Below are 17,927 nucleotides of genomic sequence, written 5' to 3' on the forward strand. Positions count from 1 at the left end.
GGCGTTATTTCGTCATCACAAAACGAAGATACTTATACAGCTGATCAGACAGCGGGCGCATCGACAGTAAATATTCTTCAATCAACTGCGCCTGTCCATCCGGTTTCTGATTAACCCATTCGCCCTGGTTAACAAACCACTCAAACTCTACCTTGCATGAGCGAAAACCAATGTCTGCTGCCACCTGCATGACTTCACTGGCTAAAAAGCCTTTGTTCACCGTTTTACCGGGCTCTGCCAGCTCCAGCTTGGCCGCATCCATGCCAAACTGGTTGTGGTAATGCTCGCCATTATGCAGGGCGCCTTTAACCTCCCGTTGAATTTGGCCGGAAAACTGCTGTTGCTGCGCCAGGCGGGCAGTTTTTTCCATCGCCAGAATAAACTCACGGTTTGGATTAAGATCGGTGTAAAACACGCCGCCGGGTTTTAGCACCCGAAAGGCTTCTTGCAAAAACGTCTTATAGTCAAACAAGTGGTCCATAAAGGAGTAAGCGGTAGCAAAATCAAAGTGATTGTCCGGGAAAGGCGTCGACTCGGCCAAAGCTTCGCACAAGCTTATGTTGCCGGGTGTCAGATCTACCTGCGCCATCATCTGCTGCGTAATATCTACCCCAACTACTTCGGTGAACAAATCGTGGCTCAGTGCTATAACAAAACCGGTGCCACAACCAAAATCAATCATGCGCTGACGCTGCGGCAAGCTGTTACAAATACCCTGAATAATATTGCGTACCTTACGCTTATTTTCCGGCCGGAAATGCGGGCTTTTGTTGTACTCGTCTTTTTCAACCAAAAAAGCGTGCACATAGCGATTCGACTCCAGCACCTGCTGCATTTGTTCGTCAATATTACTTTTCGTCACCATTCACCCCTTCGATCTCTAACTTTGCGTGCACAAAACCCGTGTTGTCAAACAACGGACTGGCTGACAGCATGCTGATAAGTTTGTTGATGTCTGATCGCTGATCGATAATCTCTGCAGCTTTTTGACGCGCCAATTCAGCACGCAAACTCAGGTAAGTTAAATCGAGCGTCATTCGGCTAAGCTCTTGTTTAATATCAGAATACGAATTCAATCCGAAGGCTGCACCTGCAACCGCATAAACGTCGCCCTGTTTTAATGTCAGCACCGGCAAGCCTGCGCGCATCGCGTATAAAGCAGAATTACCACCGCCCATTCGCGGATAATTCAAAAATACATCAAACTGACTCAGTGCACTAACTAATTCGCTTTGATAGCCCAGTACCGTTGCCCTCTCCTGCAATACGGGATAGCGCAGGCACCACTGCGCAAACTGACTGAACTCGCCGACAAACACAAAATGCACAGGTAACGGCATCAGTTCCAGCAAGAAATCGAAGAAGGTATTATCCAGCTCAGCATCCAGTCTGTTACCAACTATAGCAATCTGTAACGGGAGCTGCTGCATTCGCGCTCCTTGCTGTGTATCTTCGGCAATATCCGGTACAACACGAAAATCAACTATACCCTGATAAAACAGGTCGGATTTTATCGCGCAGTTATCCGGCAAAATGCTGGCATCGGCTAAACGAAACTGTCCCAGCGTATGTGGTAAACGGGCAATCGTAGGCACGACCACATTCGGAATTAATTGGCTGCATATATCGGCGGTAACGCTTTCGCCCACAGTAATAGCAAAATAGGGTTTGTAATTTTTAATCAGGTCGACAATGCCGATAATTTCGTCTTTGTTTGGCATCCCCGCAGAAAGCTGCAAATAACTGAAATTTACCCCTTCATACGTTAGTGTATCGGCCTGAAACTGCCCTCTGGTGCCAAAAGCTGAATCGTACCACGGTATAGCCCCCCGTCGTGGCAGCAGCTCACAAGTGTCAATTAATACCACTTGTTTCTTTGCCGACAAACACAGACTTTTAACAATATCTAAAGCAATTTTACTTGGCGCATGTCTTGGACTCAGAAACTGAGCAATAAAGACAAAAACAATATCAGAATTACGTGATTGGCTTGGAATGAACTTCTCTTGCATGTTCAGCTGTGCTGAAAAACTGTCCACGACGCTTTTATACGCTCGGAAGCGAATGTTAAAATCTGATTTTGTTTTTAGAATCCCGCCAAATTCCATCGATAAAACCTGGTTATAAATAAACAAACGTTCATTGGCGTTGTACCGCCGGTCAGACACCAGTTGCCATAACTGAGTCGCACTGACATTGCCATCACCACATTTTAAAGACAGGCTTTTGAAATAAGCATCACCATACTTGTTAAGTTTAGCGGAATAAAAACTCAGTAAGCGAATTTGCACAAAAGCAGAAAAAGCGCAGTGTTGAGCTGATACTGCAGCCAGAAACGCATCAGTCAGCTGACTGATTACGTCGTGCTCTGACATATCGGTAAGACGTTCGTCCAGCCAAAAGAAGTTCTTCAAGCGCTCAAATTCTGCTGACACTAATGGCTCGTCCGGCACCAATTCAAAAGGCGGAAGGGTCGTAGCAACCGACATCAGCTGTGTCACGTCAGTTTTTGTCAGTGCTAATGGCAGTTGATCTATAAAACGGATGCCGCGAAACAACTCGGGAAAGAACCGGGTTAACTCAGTATGTATGCCAGCGTTATTAGTAACAAAGCTTACGGCGTCAAACTTTACATAATGAGCCCGCAGCGCGCCCAATAAAGGCTCTATATAGCCTCTGGTGCTGCAGTTAAACACCAGTACATTGCTCTGCGGGGCCGCAGTATTAAAGTACGCATCATCGCCAACGCTATCCTGGCAATCAATTAAGATGACAGCGGTTTGCTTAATATCTGCAATCGTCATTTATCCCTTTCCATTCAGCGCAATAACCAAACTATAATGCACTGGTGCATGCAAAGATAACGCCATATTTTGCACAGAATGAAATAACCTGACTCTGTACGAGATATGCAGAATATTACTGGTTTTATACAAATAAAATGTCAAAAAAATAACGCGTCAACTTTTGGCAAACAAGTGTTGTACATCCACATCGTCAAACTTTAACGGCTGTTGTTCAAACTGCTCGCCGGCGCTTTGCACATAATCACGCCATACCTGCATAACCTGGTTAAACACCGGCAAGATCTCCGGCGTATCGTCACTGATACAAGATGCAACCTTGGTCATCAGGCCACCAAAGTAATTGGTGCTGCCGTAGAACAAATAAAAGGTTGGATCTGACGGGTCGCGCGCAGCAGTTTGCAGCAAGCGCCATTGTTTAGCAATAAAGGCTTTGGCTTGTTCTTGTGTGGTAATCTCTTCGTCAAACAGCGCCAACCAAGCGTCAATAGTACGACGAAAAGCAGCAAAGTCTATTTGAGCCAGTATCGGCCCGGCATAAGATGATAAATCGGCGTAGTACGCCGTATCGATCAGCTGTTGCAGCACCTGGTCTTTGTGCTTGGGTAAGTCACTGAATAAAATGTTATCCGGGCGAAGCGGCACAGCACCGTCAATTTTCACGCCGTTGCTGCAGTTGTAAATCTCTACTTTACGTCCGGCTTTGCTGATAGCCTGTTCCAGCAATTTTCGCGACATATCAAATTCAGGCTTGGTAAACACATAAGGTAAAAAGTTACCCTTGGCCGGCATGCCGCCGCCATGAGTTTGCTGGTAGTCATATACTTCTGTGCCATCGTTACGATAATAAGCCGACGCCTGAGAATGGTGTTGGCGCACATCTGCATAGCCAAGATCAACCCCAAACAGGTAGAATACTTTAAAGCCCAGCCTTAGTGCGTAATTGAGCACTAAGTTGGTTACTGTAGGATAAGCATAACTAAGCGATGCTACCTGCACGCCTTGCTTTTTCAGTCGTATATCGAAAAAATTCGTCGATGACTCACCATCTTTAAAACACAACAAGGTTTCTTTAAACAGCTCTGCTGTGTCCGGATGAATACCGTTAACACTGATCAGCCGGATATCCTTTAAATAATCAGCATCTTTCACCTGGCCTATCCAGCAGAAAGTAGAGCGATTTTGCTCAACTTCGGCATGAAAGTCCGGCTTAATACCCTTTTTGTACAGTGAATACAAAGCGGTACCGCAACTGATTAATACGACCTTGTCGCGATGTTCCTGCAAATAGCCGAAGCTGCTGTCTAACGATGGGCCATTACCCACCACAAATACCGGCAGGTTTAATGCCGGCAAATTACGGTAGCTGTTGTTGTCGTACTGCAAAAACTTATGCTGCTTTGCCACGCTGTTATAGGTATGCGCAATACCATAACGGCAATGATCATAATATTCGCCCAACGCCAGTACGACCTTTAATTCGGCGCGTAAATCGGCAATCGCTTTATGCATTTTCTGATTGAAGTAGGAGCAAAACATATAAGTATTGGCGATGGAATAAGCACCAACCTGGTAAAACTGTGCCATCAGATCGTAAAAATAGGTTGAGCCATCGCCGCCAAGGTTCAGGTATATCCGCAGGCCATTTTGCTCCGCACGGTCAAATATAGCGGCCCAATCAGTCACCTTAAGGCTGGCAGCAAAAAAATCTAAATTAGGCTCACAAATGTACAGGTTGCTGATTTGATACTGTTCGGTAAGTAACTGAATATGTTTCCCCAAACCCACACCGAAGATAATCAGTGAGTCGACCTCTTGCGGTAACTGAATTTTTTGCTGCAGTTGTTTATTAATCAGTGGCTGGGTTTGCGCAATATGCGAGTAATGAATGTAGTGGCTGAATTTATCAACAGAGGTCTGGCCTAACAACACATCATCTTTATACGGCTGCCGGGTAAAATGCTCAACCAAGCGGGCCGATTCCGCATCAAGGTCCTGATAAAAGAACGCTTTACGCTGTGGATGGTATAAATTGTTTTTGCCATTGTCATCAGTTACCGCTTGCCAATGCCGGCTTTGGTGCTTATCAATTTCATCATGTACTTTGGGGTAAAACTTTTGCAACGCCGCCATATTGCGCAGGTACAATTCATCGGCAGGCACCGCGACATGCGGTTGTTGGTTACCGAGCACGTTAGCGCTGCGCTCGGCAACGTAATCGTTAAAGTCTTCGTAGGCGACAAACTGTGCTGTGCTGCCCAGCAGCTGCTCCGGCTGACCGCTGTGAGCAAATAAATATTCGGCTACTTTATCCATCACCGGATGGCAGTAATGCCGGTATACATAAACACGGCTAAAACCGGCCACGCTGCGCAGCTCTGCCAGGTCTTCTGCAACCGAGCTGCCGTCATTCTCCAACTGCAGAAAAATCTGCGTGCCCGCAGCTTCTGCCGCGGCAAACAGTTGCCGCCAATCATTAGCCTGCACCGAGCAAATCAGCGTATCTACATTGGGTTCGTACACAATAAGGTACTTAACCACGGCTTTTTGCAGCAGAGCGTTTATCTGATAACCCAGCCCCAACCCCAACATAACCACCACATCAGGCTGCTGCGGCAAAGCCTCAACCGGCCATGGCTGGTCAGCCTGCGTTGGCGAGGCAGACGAATCCAATTCAACATAGGGTGCATTGCGGCAAAAGCTGTCAACTTCGCGTGATACTTCAGCAGCGGGCGTTTCGCTGTACCAGACCCGGCCGGTAGCAAAGTCGACAATATTCAGCTCTGCTGCGCGGGTACAGAATACCGAATACTGCTGCATACTATGTTGCTGAATTATTGGTACCACGGAAGGAATGTACTGCGATAACGCCTGAAGATTTTGAGTAAAACGCTGCTTGATGCCGGCAGCGACTTTTTGCTCAGACGCCGCCTGAGCAGTATCGTCTGAGTCCAGCTGATAATTAATATACTTCAGCATGCAAGAGCCTGATTTTATTGTTGGTTATGTTGGCCGTAGCTATGCCGGGCGCGCTGGCCCTTTTTTATTTCTAACATATTGCCGGCTACAGCATCTTTATCTGCTGACAGTTTTGCCATTGTTGCCTGTAGCCAGTCAAGGTTTTGCTGCAGAAACAGGGCAAAAGACTCAATATTGTCCTGCGGGGGAACAGTTTGGCATAAATGCTGATTTAATTGCGCAACCAAATCAGCAACCCGGGCTACATCATAGTCGGGTTGCTGTATCAGGCTATCGATGTCGGCGCGCAGGGTTGCGCACTGTTGTTTAACGGTTTGGGTTGCCGGCATCAGGCACCAACAGCCAACTGCTGATTTTTCTGCGCTTGCAGCTGATAGCCTTTTTCACGATCGCTTACCGGAATTTGATCCCAGGCACCTTTAATCGTCAGCAAAATCTCCATGACTTCATCCAGCTTGCTGATGCTTTTATCCCGGCTGGCCTGAATAAGGTGATTAAGCATAAAGTCGTACAGGGAAAACAGGTTGTCTGAGATTTCACCGGCGCTCATATCCAAACATCCCTGCAAGGCAGAAATGATATTGATAGCTTTAGAAATGGCTTCTGACTTACCGGCGAAGTCTTTACGGTCAATACAGCCTTTCGCTTTGGCCATATTTTCCAGCGCGCCTTGCATTAGCAGCTGAATAACGCGATGTGGATCGGCTACCGCCAAATCATCTTTAATACCAACCGCTTTATAGGCTTTAATTCCGTAACTCATAAGATGCTCCACTAATTCGATTTATTGGTTCCAAATCCGGGCAAACTTGCCAACTGCGAGGTCACTGTTGATGCCATATTCTGCATCGAGCCCAATAATGCATCCAGGGCGGTGTACCTTTTGCGCAACGTTTGCTCAAAGCTATCTATATATCGGTTAGCTGCTTCCAAATCTTTAGTGTTTTTATCTAATTGTATTTTCAGTGAACTCTCTTTGCTGGCAATAATGCCACCTGCTTCGGTAAATTGAGACACAAATTGGTCCAATTTAGCGCTCAGGCCGGTGTCGCCGCCAAAAATAGCCGCCACTCCGTCGTAATTCTCAGTTAAAGCTCTGTCAAACCGGACGCGACCGGAATCGGCGCCAAAAGACGAAGTAGCGGAAATTTCCAGCTTGCCGTCGTCATTAAACGTAATACCCATAGAATACAACGTGGCCAGTTCAGAGCCTGACTCACCTACCACGCCACCCAACATGCCTTTTAGCTGATTCATAATGGAACGCGGTAACGAATCTGCGGCCAGCGCACCACCCTCTGCCGTTACGGTTTTACCGTCAGAGCCTAAGGTGCGCATTTTGGTTAAGTCAGCAATTTGATCAACCAGCACATTGTAATTATTAATAAAATTCTGGATATTCTCTTCGGCCGCTTCCTGGTCTGTAGCGATATCCACAGTGGCATTATTACCATCCGGCGTAACCGCCTTCACCGTCAGGCTGACGTCCTGAATAGCATTAGTAAAGGTATTGCTGCTGTTGGTGGCAACAATGCCGTCAATTTCTATAATGGCATCCTGCGCTACCTGGCTTGCTGTCAGGCCTGCTGTAGCACCGGTAGGTACTGTTGAGATGGCGTCCAGCTCAGCATTGTTATTGGTAATCACCAAGTCATTACCGGCACCGGTTTCATTGGATGTTAAAACTAACTTAGTGCCTACTGTGCCACCGGCATTAATAATATTGGCGTTGATGCCAAAATTATCCGTTTGCGCGTTAATTTGCTGGCGTAACTGGTTAAGCGTCATACCTGCGGTCACTTCAACGTCAAAGCTCTTACTGCCTGCCGTTAGTGTCAAGGTGCCGTCGGTGGTGGAAATAATATCATCAGCAGAGCCGTAGGCTAAATCAGCACTTTCAAGCCGGCTGCCTGATGCCAGCTGATTTACCTTTATATCAAAACTGGCAGCCACAGCAGAGTTGGATGCCGACGCTTCAATATAGGTTTTATTCTCGGTGGGTTGCGTTACCGTGGCAACGCGGGCATTTAAATTATTGCCGCCTAGTTTTTTTATTGCATCCTGAAACGCTGAAAGTGCAGATTTCAGCTGCCCTACGCCGGAAAGCGAGGCATCTAAAGTTTTTTTCGTGGTACTAATGCGGCCCAGTTTACTGTCGCGCTCTACCTTTACCAGCGTGCTGACAAGCTCTTCAAGCGGTAAACCGGAAGCTGAACCTAAAAAATTAATACCCGACATAATAAACCCCTACACTTTGCTATCGATTAACAAGCCAATGGATTGCCCCATTTCTTCCTGTAATCGCTTAATATCCTGCGCTACTTTTAACAACTCTTCAGACGGGATCTGTTTTATCAGCTCATCAGTCTCAAAGTCTACCACTTTGATAACCGAACGGCCTGACACATCATCTATCGAAAAGCTTAATGAGCGTTGCTCCAGAGCAACAGCCTGATTTACCACATCTACTGCATTTTGCAATTCAGTACGGCTTACTGCGGCTTCCGGCTTACTTGCCTGTATTGGTGTAACGGCAGCTACCGGCTCTTGCTCCGACGCTGTAGCTACTTTAGCCGGCTTTTCCGCGTTTAGCGGATAAGTCAGCGCTGACGAATTATTAGCGTTAATGCTACTCATAGTCTGTTCCTTTATCGGCGCGCAGGGTGAAAGCTTTAGATAAAGCCTTCACCACTACGCGTATTAGTTTAACCCAATAAGGACAAAGCTGCCTGTGGCCGCTGGTTAGCCTGTGCCAATACAGTAGTACTGGTTTGTTGCAGGATCTGCTGACGCGTTAATTCTGCAGTTTCACGGGCGAAATCAGTATCACGGATCCGGCTACGGGCGCCTGATACGTTCTCTGAAATATTGGTTAAGTTACGGATAGTTGACTGGAAGCGGTTTTGGATCGCACCCAGGTCAGCACGGGTACCGTCAATTACACCAATAGCGGTATCGATCAACGCCAGAGCTGCTGAAGCACCACCGACTGAAGATACGCTCAGAGCACTTAAGCCCAATGCATTGGTGCCGTAGCCTCCGGTACGGGATAACTTAATGTCAATGTTCTGGCCGGCGTTTGCGCCTACCAGGAAAGACGCTGAGTAAGTACCGTTTAACAGATTTTGCGTACCAAACTGCGTTACAGAAGCAACACGGCTCATTTCCGCTTTTAGTGCTGTTACCTCTTTTTGCAGTGCAGCGCGGTCAGTTGAACTGTTGATACCGTTTTGCGACTGGATTGCCAAAGTACGGACACGCTGCAAAGAGTTAGTGATCTCTTCCATCGCGCCTTCTGCTACCTGGGCTACTGAAATACCATCGTTGGCATTACGGGCCGCCTGGTCCAAGCCATTTACCTGGCTGGTTAAGCGGTTAGAGATTTGTAAGCCAGCCGCGTCGTCAGCTGCGCTGTTAATGCGAAAACCTGAAGACAAACGCTTAAAAGCGGTATCCAGATTATTGCCTGAATTAAACAACTGACGCTGTGCGTTCAGTGACGACGTATTGGTGTTTACATATAAAGCCATGAGTCACTCCTTAGTCTTCGGTAGCAGGCTACTTACGACTATGATTAAAAATACGGTTATCCCGTTAATTGAGCCAAGCTGCAACTTGGCTTAACCAGTTTATCGGCCGTAACTTTGGTGACTTTAGCGAAAAAATGAAATTTTTTGTATTTTTTTAGTTTTAAATAAAAAGTTATTCAATATCAGTAGCATAAAAAACAACTTCACAGCGACTTTCGATAATTCTCAGTTAACCAGTACACTTAACGCAGCTTGTGGCCGCTGATTTGCCTGCGCCAATACCGTGGTACTGCTTTGCTGAATTATTTGTGTCCGCGTAAGCTCGGTAGTTTCTCTGGCATAGTCGGTATCACGAATGCGACCGCGTGATGCAGAGACATTTTCACTGATATTACTCAAATTACGGATAGTGGTAGTAAGTACATTTTGCCAGGCTCCCAGGTCTGTGCGCCCAACGTCAATAGCTAAAATGGCCTGGTCCAGCGCTAACAGTGAGTCCGCCGCATCATCAACCCCTAACTGCACTGCTGCCACATTCAACCCGGTAGCACCGCTGCCGTAGCCGGCGGATAAATCAATTTCAATTTTCTGACCGGCATTAGCACCAATCTGAAAAATAACCGAAGGTGTGCTGCCGTCCAGCAGTTTAATACCACCAAATTCGGTATTATCAGCAATATTCTGAATGGAGGCCGCCAGCTCATCATATTCCTGCTGAATCGCCGCAATATCAGCGGTGGTATTAATGCCATTTTCAGATTGAATGGTCAGTACGCGCATACGTTGCAGGCTGGTGGCAATTTCGTCCATGGCACCTTCAGTTACCTGCACCAGTGACACCGCATCATTAGCATTACGCACCGCCTGGTCCAAACCATTCACCTGACTGGTTAACACATTCGAAATTACCAACCCGGCTGCATCATCCGCCGCGCGGTTAATGCGAAACCCGGATGTAAGACGCTCAAAGCTGGTACTTAACCCACCTGTTGCATTGCTAAGCAAGCGCTGGGATGCCAGTGAAGACTGATTAGTATTGACGACTAAAGGCATAGTACGGTTCCTGACACAGTAATAACAGCTGTGCATTAAGGTAAAGTTTCTGACTTAATTCTGTATCGGCGGGAAAAGATATTTCTTTAGTTTTTTAACTAAGATCAAATAGATAAGCCGCCAAAAGGCGGCTTTATCCGGTAAATCAAAATTACTGCAGTAAACTCAACGCGGCTTGTGGCCGCTGGTTAGCCTGCGCCAATACCGTGGTACTGGTTTGCTGCAATATCTGTGTACGGGTTAACTCTGCAGTTTCTTTGGCAAAGTCGGTATCACGGATACGGCTGCGGGCGCCCGATACGTTCTCTGAAATATTGGTTAAGTTACGGATAGTCGCCTGAAAGCGGTTTTGAATCGCACCCAGATCAGCACGGGTGCCGTCAATGACACCGATAGCGGTATCAATCAGTGCTAAGGCAGCTGAAGCACCGCCAACTGACGATACGCTCAATGCACTTAAACCCAGCGCATTAGTACCGTAGCCACCTGTGCGTGACAGTTTAATATCGATATTTTGTCCGGCATTGGCGCCGACCAAAAATGACGCAGAGAAACCGCCGGCTAACAGATTTGTTACGCCAAACTGAGTGGTTGAAGCAACACGACTCATTTCAGCTTTTAATGCCGTCACTTCTTTTTGCAGTGCAGCGCGGTCTGTCGAGCTGTTGATGCCGTTCTGCGACTGGATAGCCAGGGTACGGATACGCTGTAAAGAGTTGGTGATCTCTTCCATCGCGCCCTCTGCCACCTGGGCCAGAGAAATACCATCGTTGGCGTTACGTGCCGCCTGGTCCAAGCCATTGATTTGGCTGGTTAAGCGGTTAGAAATTTGTAAGCCGGCAGCATCATCAGCAGCGCTGTTAATACGAAAACCGGAGGATAAACGTTTAAATGCCGTATCCAGCGAATTGCCGGAATTAAACAGCTGGCGCTGGGCATTTAATGATGAAGTATTGGTATTTACATATAAAGCCATGTTAACTCTCCTGATACCTGATTAAACACTAACAGCAGCCATCTTAATGATGATTTTTGCTATATCTTCGTGCTATTTATATATCGGAAAATAAATAGAAAACTTTAGATAATTTATATAAATAAGTACTTAACTATAAAAAACATCTGAACATGAAAAAAGCCACCTTAAGGTGGCTTTTCAAACCGGTTATTAATTAACCTTGCAGTAAGCTTAATGCTGCCTGTGGCCGCTGGTTAGCCTGCGCCAATACCGTGGTACTGGTTTGCTGCAATATCTGTGTACGGGTTAACTCTGCAGTTTCTTTGGCAAAGTCGGTATCACGGATCCGGCTGCGGGCGCCGGAGACGTTTTCAGAGATATTGGTTAAGTTACGGATAGTCGCCTGGAAGCGGTTTTGTACCGCACCCAAATCAGCACGGGTACCGTCAATGACACCGATAGCAGTATCAATCAGCGCTAAGGCAGCTGAAGCACCGCCAACTGACGATACGCTCAGTGCACTTAAGCCCAATGCATTAGTGCCGTAGCCACCGGTACGTGACAACTTAATGTCGATATTTTGCCCGGCATTGGCGCCCACCAGGAAAGTAGCAGAGAAGCCACCGGCCAACAGATTCTGCGTACCAAATTGAGTAGTGGTTGCCACCCGGCTCATTTCGGCTTTTAACGCTGTCACTTCTTTTTGCAGTGCAGCGCGGTCTGTCGAGCTGTTGATGCCGTTCTGCGACTGGATAGCCAGGGTACGGATACGCTGTAAAGAGTTGGTGATCTCTTCCATCGCGCCCTCTGCCACCTGGGCCAGAGAAATACCATCGTTGGCGTTACGTGCCGCCTGGTCCAAGCCATTGATTTGGCTGGTTAAGCGGTTAGAAATTTGTAAGCCGGCAGCATCATCAGCAGCGCTGTTAATACGAAAACCGGAGGATAAACGTTTAAATGCCGTATCCAGCGCATTGCCGGAATTAAACAGCTGACGCTGGGCATTTAATGATGAAGTATTAGTGTTTACGTATAAAGCCATGATAGTGCTCCCAACTGTTGTTCTGTCGTACAAACCCGTTTGTTGTTCGGGTTTATCACCTGATACTTATGTATCGGAACCGGCAGCGGAAACTTGAATATTTTTTGCAGAATTTTACATCATTAGCGCCGGATGCCTTATCCGGCGCGGCTTGCTTAGCGGATATAATCGAACAAACTTACCCCGGACACCTTAACAAAGGTATTGGAAATGGCTTGCAGCGCTATTTCCTGCTTGGTGATTTCGGTTAAGGCAGCGGCGTAATCGACCTCTGATAAATCCGCGCGGTAAGACTTATTGTTAATCGTTAAATCTTCATTGGTACCAAACACACTGTCCAGCACATTCACCCGACCACCAATAGTTGACAAGAAACTGTCAATATTGGACGCCGACGACGTGACCTGTGTAATAGTGTCACTGATGGCTTCGTTAAACTCAAAACTGTTCAGGCCCGGATTTTCCAGCGCGGTAATAAACTCACCTATGGTCGTAAGAATATTTTTCTTTTCCGGCGGCTGCAGCGAAAAATCAACCTGGCCAGGTACCGCAGCTGCACCACTTATGGTGATAGTTAAACCGTTAAATTGTATTGGCGCATCGGCAACAAAAGTGCCGGTTACCGGCGGCACCAAGGCAACACCGTTTTGCAGAATTTCATAGTCTGACGGAGCTGTCAGCACCACACTGAAATCATTGTTACCCGGCGTCAGACTGTCGTAGCTTTGCTTGTAAAAGGCATCAAACCGGCTTTGGTCTGTTACGGAAACTTCTGCTGCAGTGGCGCCACCGGCACTGATAACGGCAGCGGTATTTTTAAACCTGGCATCAACGTTTTCGAACACCATTTTGCCGCTGTCGTTGCCAGGCAGCGCTATGGTAGGTGATATTTGCAGTGATTTTTGGCCGTCATCGCCTTGAAACTCATAAATACCGGTTGCCTGGTTAAAACTGTAACTTTGTTTTTTATCCTGAAAGCCGGAGAAAATATAGCCGCCTTCTGCATTGCGGGTATTCATTAAATCCAGCAACTCTACCTGAATGTTTTTCAGCTCCTGCGCCACAGCCTTTTTATCATTTTCCGTGTAAGCGCCGTTACCCGATGCAATGGCAAGCACCCGGGCCCGGTCAATTGAGGTGCGCATATTGGTCAGCACGGTTTCTTCCAATGCCAGATTGTTTTTTAACAACACACTGTTGTTTTGAAACTGCGCTACCTGCTGCAGGTTTTGATCTAAGCCCAGCACCTTAGCCGACGCAGCCGGATCATCCGCCGGTGTCAAAATACGCGTTTGCTTGGTCAGTTGATCCTGGGCGCGGTTCATCTTGTTCTGGGTGTTTAATATGCCGTCTAAGCCGGCATTAAACTTCATGTTAAAAGATAATCTCATCACTACCTCACTGCCGCTAACAAGGTATCAAATACCGTTTGTGACGTTGAAATGATTCTGGCTGCTGCCGCATAAGTTTGCTGAAACCGCACTAAATTAGAGGCTTCTTCATCCAAACTTACGCCGGACAAGGATTCATACCAGGCCGTGGTCTGCTCCAACAAGGCCTTGCCGGCCGCTTCGTTATTACGCGCCTGGTTAGTGCGCTCGCCAATTAAACTGACCATATCACCATAAGACTGATTAAAATTAACCGAGTTAACCCCACCCGGTACCGACAGCGGATTTAACCGCGTGGTTTGCGCAGTTTGCAGGGCCGACAACGCCAAACCATTACGGTTGTCATTAAAACCACCATCGTTAAAGCTGATATTAAAGGTATCGCCTATAGCCGGCACCCCGGTAACCGAAAAATCAAAACCGACATCAATACCGGCTTGGGCGAAAATATCCTGATACTGGTTCGAGCCAAAGGCTGCCGTGGCAACCGGGTTACCCAGGTTATCAACTATTTCAAAGGTATCGCCACCAACATAAGTCATGGTCCAGGGGCCGTTAATTAAGCCGGAAGGGGTATCAAAACCATACGCCGGTAAGGTGGCCGGCGTGGTATCGGTTACCGTTAAGCCCTCAACCTGAGCATTGCCTAAATTTGTTACAGTAAACTCTGTACGTACCGGCGAAGCCAGTGCGATATCTTCCGGCCGGGTTGTCGCCAGTTTTAAGGTTCTGGAGGCAGTACTCAAGGGTTTTAATTCAAACTGATCGCCTACTGCCGGCGCTCCGGTTAAAGTAATTTCCAAACCGTATAAATCACCGCCGGCATCTGCCGAGCTGATAGTGACAGGGAAGCCGCCTACCGGCACCACTTTATCTGAACCAGTGATAACATTACCCTTTACATCAATAGCCTGGATCCTCACCTGACCAGCTTCAACCGTAAGCAGAAAATCATTCGGCGGTAAACTTTCACCCTCGCCCTGCTCAATGCCTACTGTAACGGCACCGGTACCGGCATTGCTTGATAAGGCAAAACCGCTGCTTACCGGTAAGGTAAACAAATTACCGCCAATTTCGCCGTTAAGGTTCATACCCAAACGGTTTTGACTGTTCATAGCATCTGTCATCGACAGCGCTAATTGCCCAAGCCGGTTTTGCGTTGGTACCAGAATCTCTTCTCTGAATTTCAGCAGGCCACCGATTTTACCGCCCAGGGCCTCTATATCAATATCACGCTCAACTGTAGTGCGCCCTGACAATTGCAGCTTCAAGTCGCGCTGTGAAGGATCGGGATCGCCGCGTAATGTCACCAAATTAAACTGGCCGCGCTCGACCACTAAGGACTGACCGGTGCCGAGAAACACCAGCTTTTCACCGTTGTCTGCATCCAGGGTGCGGATCTCAACCATTTCGGCCAGGTTTTTGATGGCCAAATCGCGCTTATCCAGTAAATCCAGCGGCACCGGCCGGCTGTTCCCCGTGCCGAATGAAGCAATTTCGAGATTTAAATCAGCAATTTGCTTAATATAACCGTTGGTTTCACTGGTATAGATATCCAGTTGCTGGTTAACAAAGTTTTCCTGATCCAGCACCAGACTGGACAAGGTAGAGAATTTATCCAGCAATGCCTGCGAGCTGCCGATAATCAGTTGCCGGTTGGCCAGGGTCGCCGGCTCATTGTTGGCAATTTGAAATTGCTTAAACAGGTCATTAATGCCGGTAGCAATACTGTTGGCGGGGTTAGAAAACAACGCATCGACACGGTTGGCTTCAGTAACATACTGTTGCGCATAGCTATAGTTAGACGTATCGCGACGCAACTGTTTCAGAGTAAAGTCACTGACCAGGCGTTCTGTAGTACCTTTACCCACCCCAAGGCCAAGAATTTGTGATTCAAATTCGGTGCGCTGGCGTACATAGCCCTCAGTGTTAATGTTGGCAATGTTATTACTGGTCGTGTTGAGTAAAGTGCTGTTAGCCAAAATGGCCGACGTGCCTATTCTCAGTAAATTGTCTGACATTGCTCTCTCCGCTGGCGCCGCTATGCTGCGCCCATTCAATTATTAATCGGCGCCAACACTGTTTTCTTGAGCATCATCTTGCTCTGAGCGTACCTGTTGCATCACAGGACTTTGATATACCGCCATAATTTTTTGCGCATAAGCCGGGTCGGTGGCATAACCTGCCGCTTGCAGTTGCTCAAAATAAGCTTTTGCATCAGTTGTCACTTTCACCGCATCCTGATAACGCGAACTGCTACTGATAAAGTTTACATAGTCTTGCAAACTGTGCGCCGGTGAATCATAGGCGCGGAATTTGGCTTGCTCTTTTTTCGCCACACCGCCGCGATATTCCAGCGTATCCACCACTGCTGTTTGCCCCTGCCAGCCGTTATTAGCTTTAATACCAAACAGGTTAAAGCTGTTTTCACCCTGTGCGGTTTTTATCATACGTTGGCCCCAGCCGGTTTCCAGCGCAGCTTGCGCCACCAGCGCTAACGGATCCAATCCCAGCGCTTTGGCAGTTTGCCGCGCAGCCGGTAATAAGCTTTTGACAAAATCGGCCGGGCTGGCCACTTGCCAGTTGGTGCCGGGTTGTTCGGTGGCAGCTTGTGCCATCACATCCGATACAGCAGGCACCGCCTGTGCGCTATTTGCTGCAGTTGTAACAACGTTAGCTTTGCGCGCCGGCAGAATATGTGTTGGCATCTGCAGTGTTTTTTCCGCTTTGCCCTCCGGCTTGGCACTGCCGCCCAGCGCCGGGCTTAATTGCTGCACCAACAAATCAGCCAGGCCCAAAGCGCCCTTTTGTGCCAAATCGGTGGCCATTTGGCTGTCGTGCATATCACGGTAAAACTTGGTTGTTTCACTATTCATCATACCATCCACCTCAAAGGCGGCATTGGCCTTGCGCATACTGCCGAGCAACATGCTGAAAAAAATTGCTTCAAACTGCTCTGCCGCCTGGCGCAAACCTGCCTTTTCATCCTTAGCCGAATTGCTGCGGATTTGCTGCAGGCTGTTTAAGTCGTGATAAGACACATTGTTCGGCGTCAGGCTCATATCAGATCACCACCAGTTCGCCGTGAATAGCCCCGGCTTCTTTCAATGCTTCCAGGATAGCCATTAAATCGCCAGGGGCGGCACCTACGGCATTTACCGTGCGCACTAAATCATCCAGGGTTACGCCCGGGTCAAACTTAAACATACGTGACTGGTCCGGCCGTACATCAATAATGGTGTTTTCTTCAATAGCCGTCTCGCCACCGGCAAGGGGCCCCGGCTGCACCACCCGCGGGTTTTCCGCAATGGTTACCGTTAAGCCACCATGAGTTACCGCCGCAGGGAACAAACGCACCTCTTTGCCGATAACAATAGTACCGGTACGCGAATTAATAATAATTTTGGCGGAGTGATCGCCTGGCTCAAAGCTCAGGTTCTCTAATGTAGACAAGTAAGACACGCGCTGGTTGATATCTCGAGGCGCCCTTACCTGTACCGAGGTCGCATCCATAGAGTAAGCCGTTTCCGGCCCCATAAAGCTGTTAATCGCTTCAGCCAACCGCTTGGCGGTGGTAAAGTCAGACCGTTTCAGATTAAAGGTAATAAAATCACCCTGCGCAAAGGGCGAAATAACTTCACGCTCTACCATGGCGCCGTTGGGAATGCGACCAACTGTGGGCGTATTAACCAGAATACGTGAACCGTCCAGGCCCTCGGCGCCCAGGCCGCTGACAATCAGGCTGCCTTGGGCTACCGCATAAACATTGCCGTCCAAACCGGTTAAAAAGGTTTGCATTAAGGTACCGCCACGCAGGCTTTTGGCACTGCCGACAGACGACACGGTAATATCCAGACTTTGGCCGGGTTTGGCAAAAGCCGGCAATTCTGCATGCACGGCTACGGCGGCGACATTCTTAATTTGCGCTTTCATGTTACCAGGCAAAGTAATACCAAAATTGCTTAGCATGGTGCGAAAGCTTTGCTCGGTAAAGGGGCTTTGCTCACCGGTGCCGGGCAACCCCACTACCAGGCCATAACCGACTAATTGGTTACTGCGCACGCCCTCAACATCGGCCACATCTTTAATACGGGCCGCATTTGCCTGACTCAAACTAAGCACTAACAGCAGTGCTGATAACGGATACAATAAGCCTTTCATCATACGTCT

15 protein-coding genes are annotated in these 17,927 nt (G+C 47.9%); all 15 read right to left on the reverse strand.

Going from position 1 to position 17,927, the window contains the following annotated elements:
* Positions 1-4: 4 nt before the first annotated feature.
* The 15 genes from ACTZWV_RS10850 to ACTZWV_RS10920 all read right to left on the reverse strand — a co-directional run bounded on the left by ACTZWV_RS10850 (position 5) and on the right by ACTZWV_RS10920 (position 17,918).
* A complete protein-coding gene (locus ACTZWV_RS10850; protein WP_444786568.1) occupies positions 5-862 on the reverse strand; it encodes a class I SAM-dependent methyltransferase in 858 nt (285 codons plus the stop codon).
* Positions 849-2,501, reverse strand: a complete 1,653-nt coding sequence (locus ACTZWV_RS10855; protein ID WP_444786569.1) for a hypothetical protein — start codon at positions 2,499-2,501, stop codon at positions 849-851. Before ACTZWV_RS10855 ends, ACTZWV_RS10850 begins: the two co-directional genes overlap by 14 nt.
* A 459-nt stretch (positions 2,502-2,960) precedes the next feature.
* Complete coding sequence (locus tag ACTZWV_RS10860) at positions 2,961-5,783, reverse strand: motility associated factor glycosyltransferase family protein (protein ID WP_444786570.1); 2,823 nt, start codon at positions 5,781-5,783, stop codon at positions 2,961-2,963.
* A gap of 14 nt (positions 5,784-5,797) precedes the next feature.
* Positions 5,798-6,112 carry a hypothetical protein gene (locus ACTZWV_RS10865; protein ID WP_444786571.1) on the reverse strand — a complete coding sequence of 105 codons (315 nt, stop codon included), beginning with the start codon at positions 6,110-6,112 and terminating at the stop codon, positions 5,798-5,800.
* On the reverse strand, positions 6,112-6,546 hold the full coding sequence (gene fliS, locus ACTZWV_RS10870) for a flagellar export chaperone FliS (RefSeq protein ID WP_305553384.1): 435 nt from the start codon (positions 6,544-6,546) through the stop codon (positions 6,112-6,114). Before fliS ends, ACTZWV_RS10865 begins: the two co-directional genes overlap by 1 nt.
* A gap of 11 nt (positions 6,547-6,557) precedes the next feature.
* Entirely contained in the window at positions 6,558-8,021 is a 1,464-nt protein-coding gene (gene fliD, locus ACTZWV_RS10875) for a flagellar filament capping protein FliD (protein ID WP_444786572.1), read from the reverse strand.
* A 9-nt stretch (positions 8,022-8,030) separates the two neighbouring features.
* Positions 8,031-8,420 carry a flagellar protein FlaG gene (locus tag ACTZWV_RS10880; RefSeq protein ID WP_444786573.1) on the reverse strand — a complete coding sequence of 130 codons (390 nt, stop codon included), beginning with the start codon at positions 8,418-8,420 and terminating at the stop codon, positions 8,031-8,033.
* A 68-nt stretch (positions 8,421-8,488) separates the two neighbouring features.
* The gene (locus ACTZWV_RS10885; protein ID WP_305553375.1) at positions 8,489-9,313 is read right to left on the reverse strand and encodes a flagellin N-terminal helical domain-containing protein; all 825 of its coding nucleotides are present in this window, start codon (positions 9,311-9,313) and stop codon (positions 8,489-8,491) included.
* 225 nt (positions 9,314-9,538) lie between these two features.
* Positions 9,539-10,366, reverse strand: a complete 828-nt coding sequence (locus ACTZWV_RS10890; protein WP_444786574.1) for a flagellin N-terminal helical domain-containing protein — start codon at positions 10,364-10,366, stop codon at positions 9,539-9,541.
* Between the two features lie 151 nt (positions 10,367-10,517).
* Entirely contained in the window at positions 10,518-11,342 is an 825-nt protein-coding gene (locus ACTZWV_RS10895; RefSeq protein WP_305553369.1) for a flagellin N-terminal helical domain-containing protein, read from the reverse strand.
* A 196-nt stretch (positions 11,343-11,538) separates the two neighbouring features.
* A complete protein-coding gene (locus tag ACTZWV_RS10900; protein ID WP_444786575.1) occupies positions 11,539-12,366 on the reverse strand; it encodes a flagellin N-terminal helical domain-containing protein in 828 nt (275 codons plus the stop codon).
* A 155-nt stretch (positions 12,367-12,521) separates the two neighbouring features.
* Entirely contained in the window at positions 12,522-13,757 is a 1,236-nt protein-coding gene (flgL, locus tag ACTZWV_RS10905) for a flagellar hook-associated protein FlgL (protein ID WP_444786576.1), read from the reverse strand.
* Between the two features lie 2 nt (positions 13,758-13,759).
* Positions 13,760-15,778, reverse strand: a complete 2,019-nt coding sequence (gene flgK, locus ACTZWV_RS10910; RefSeq protein WP_444786577.1) for a flagellar hook-associated protein FlgK — start codon at positions 15,776-15,778, stop codon at positions 13,760-13,762.
* Between the two features lie 42 nt (positions 15,779-15,820).
* Entirely contained in the window at positions 15,821-16,819 is a 999-nt protein-coding gene (gene flgJ, locus ACTZWV_RS10915) for a flagellar assembly peptidoglycan hydrolase FlgJ (RefSeq protein WP_444786578.1), read from the reverse strand.
* Position 16,820: 1 nt separating this feature from the next.
* Entirely contained in the window at positions 16,821-17,918 is a 1,098-nt protein-coding gene (locus ACTZWV_RS10920) for a flagellar basal body P-ring protein FlgI (RefSeq protein ID WP_444786824.1), read from the reverse strand.
* Between the last annotated feature and the right edge of the window lie 9 nt (positions 17,919-17,927).

The organism is Rheinheimera sp. NSM (assembly GCF_052380015.1).
In the GTDB taxonomy this organism is placed as follows: Bacteria; Pseudomonadota; Gammaproteobacteria; order Enterobacterales; family Alteromonadaceae; genus Alishewanella.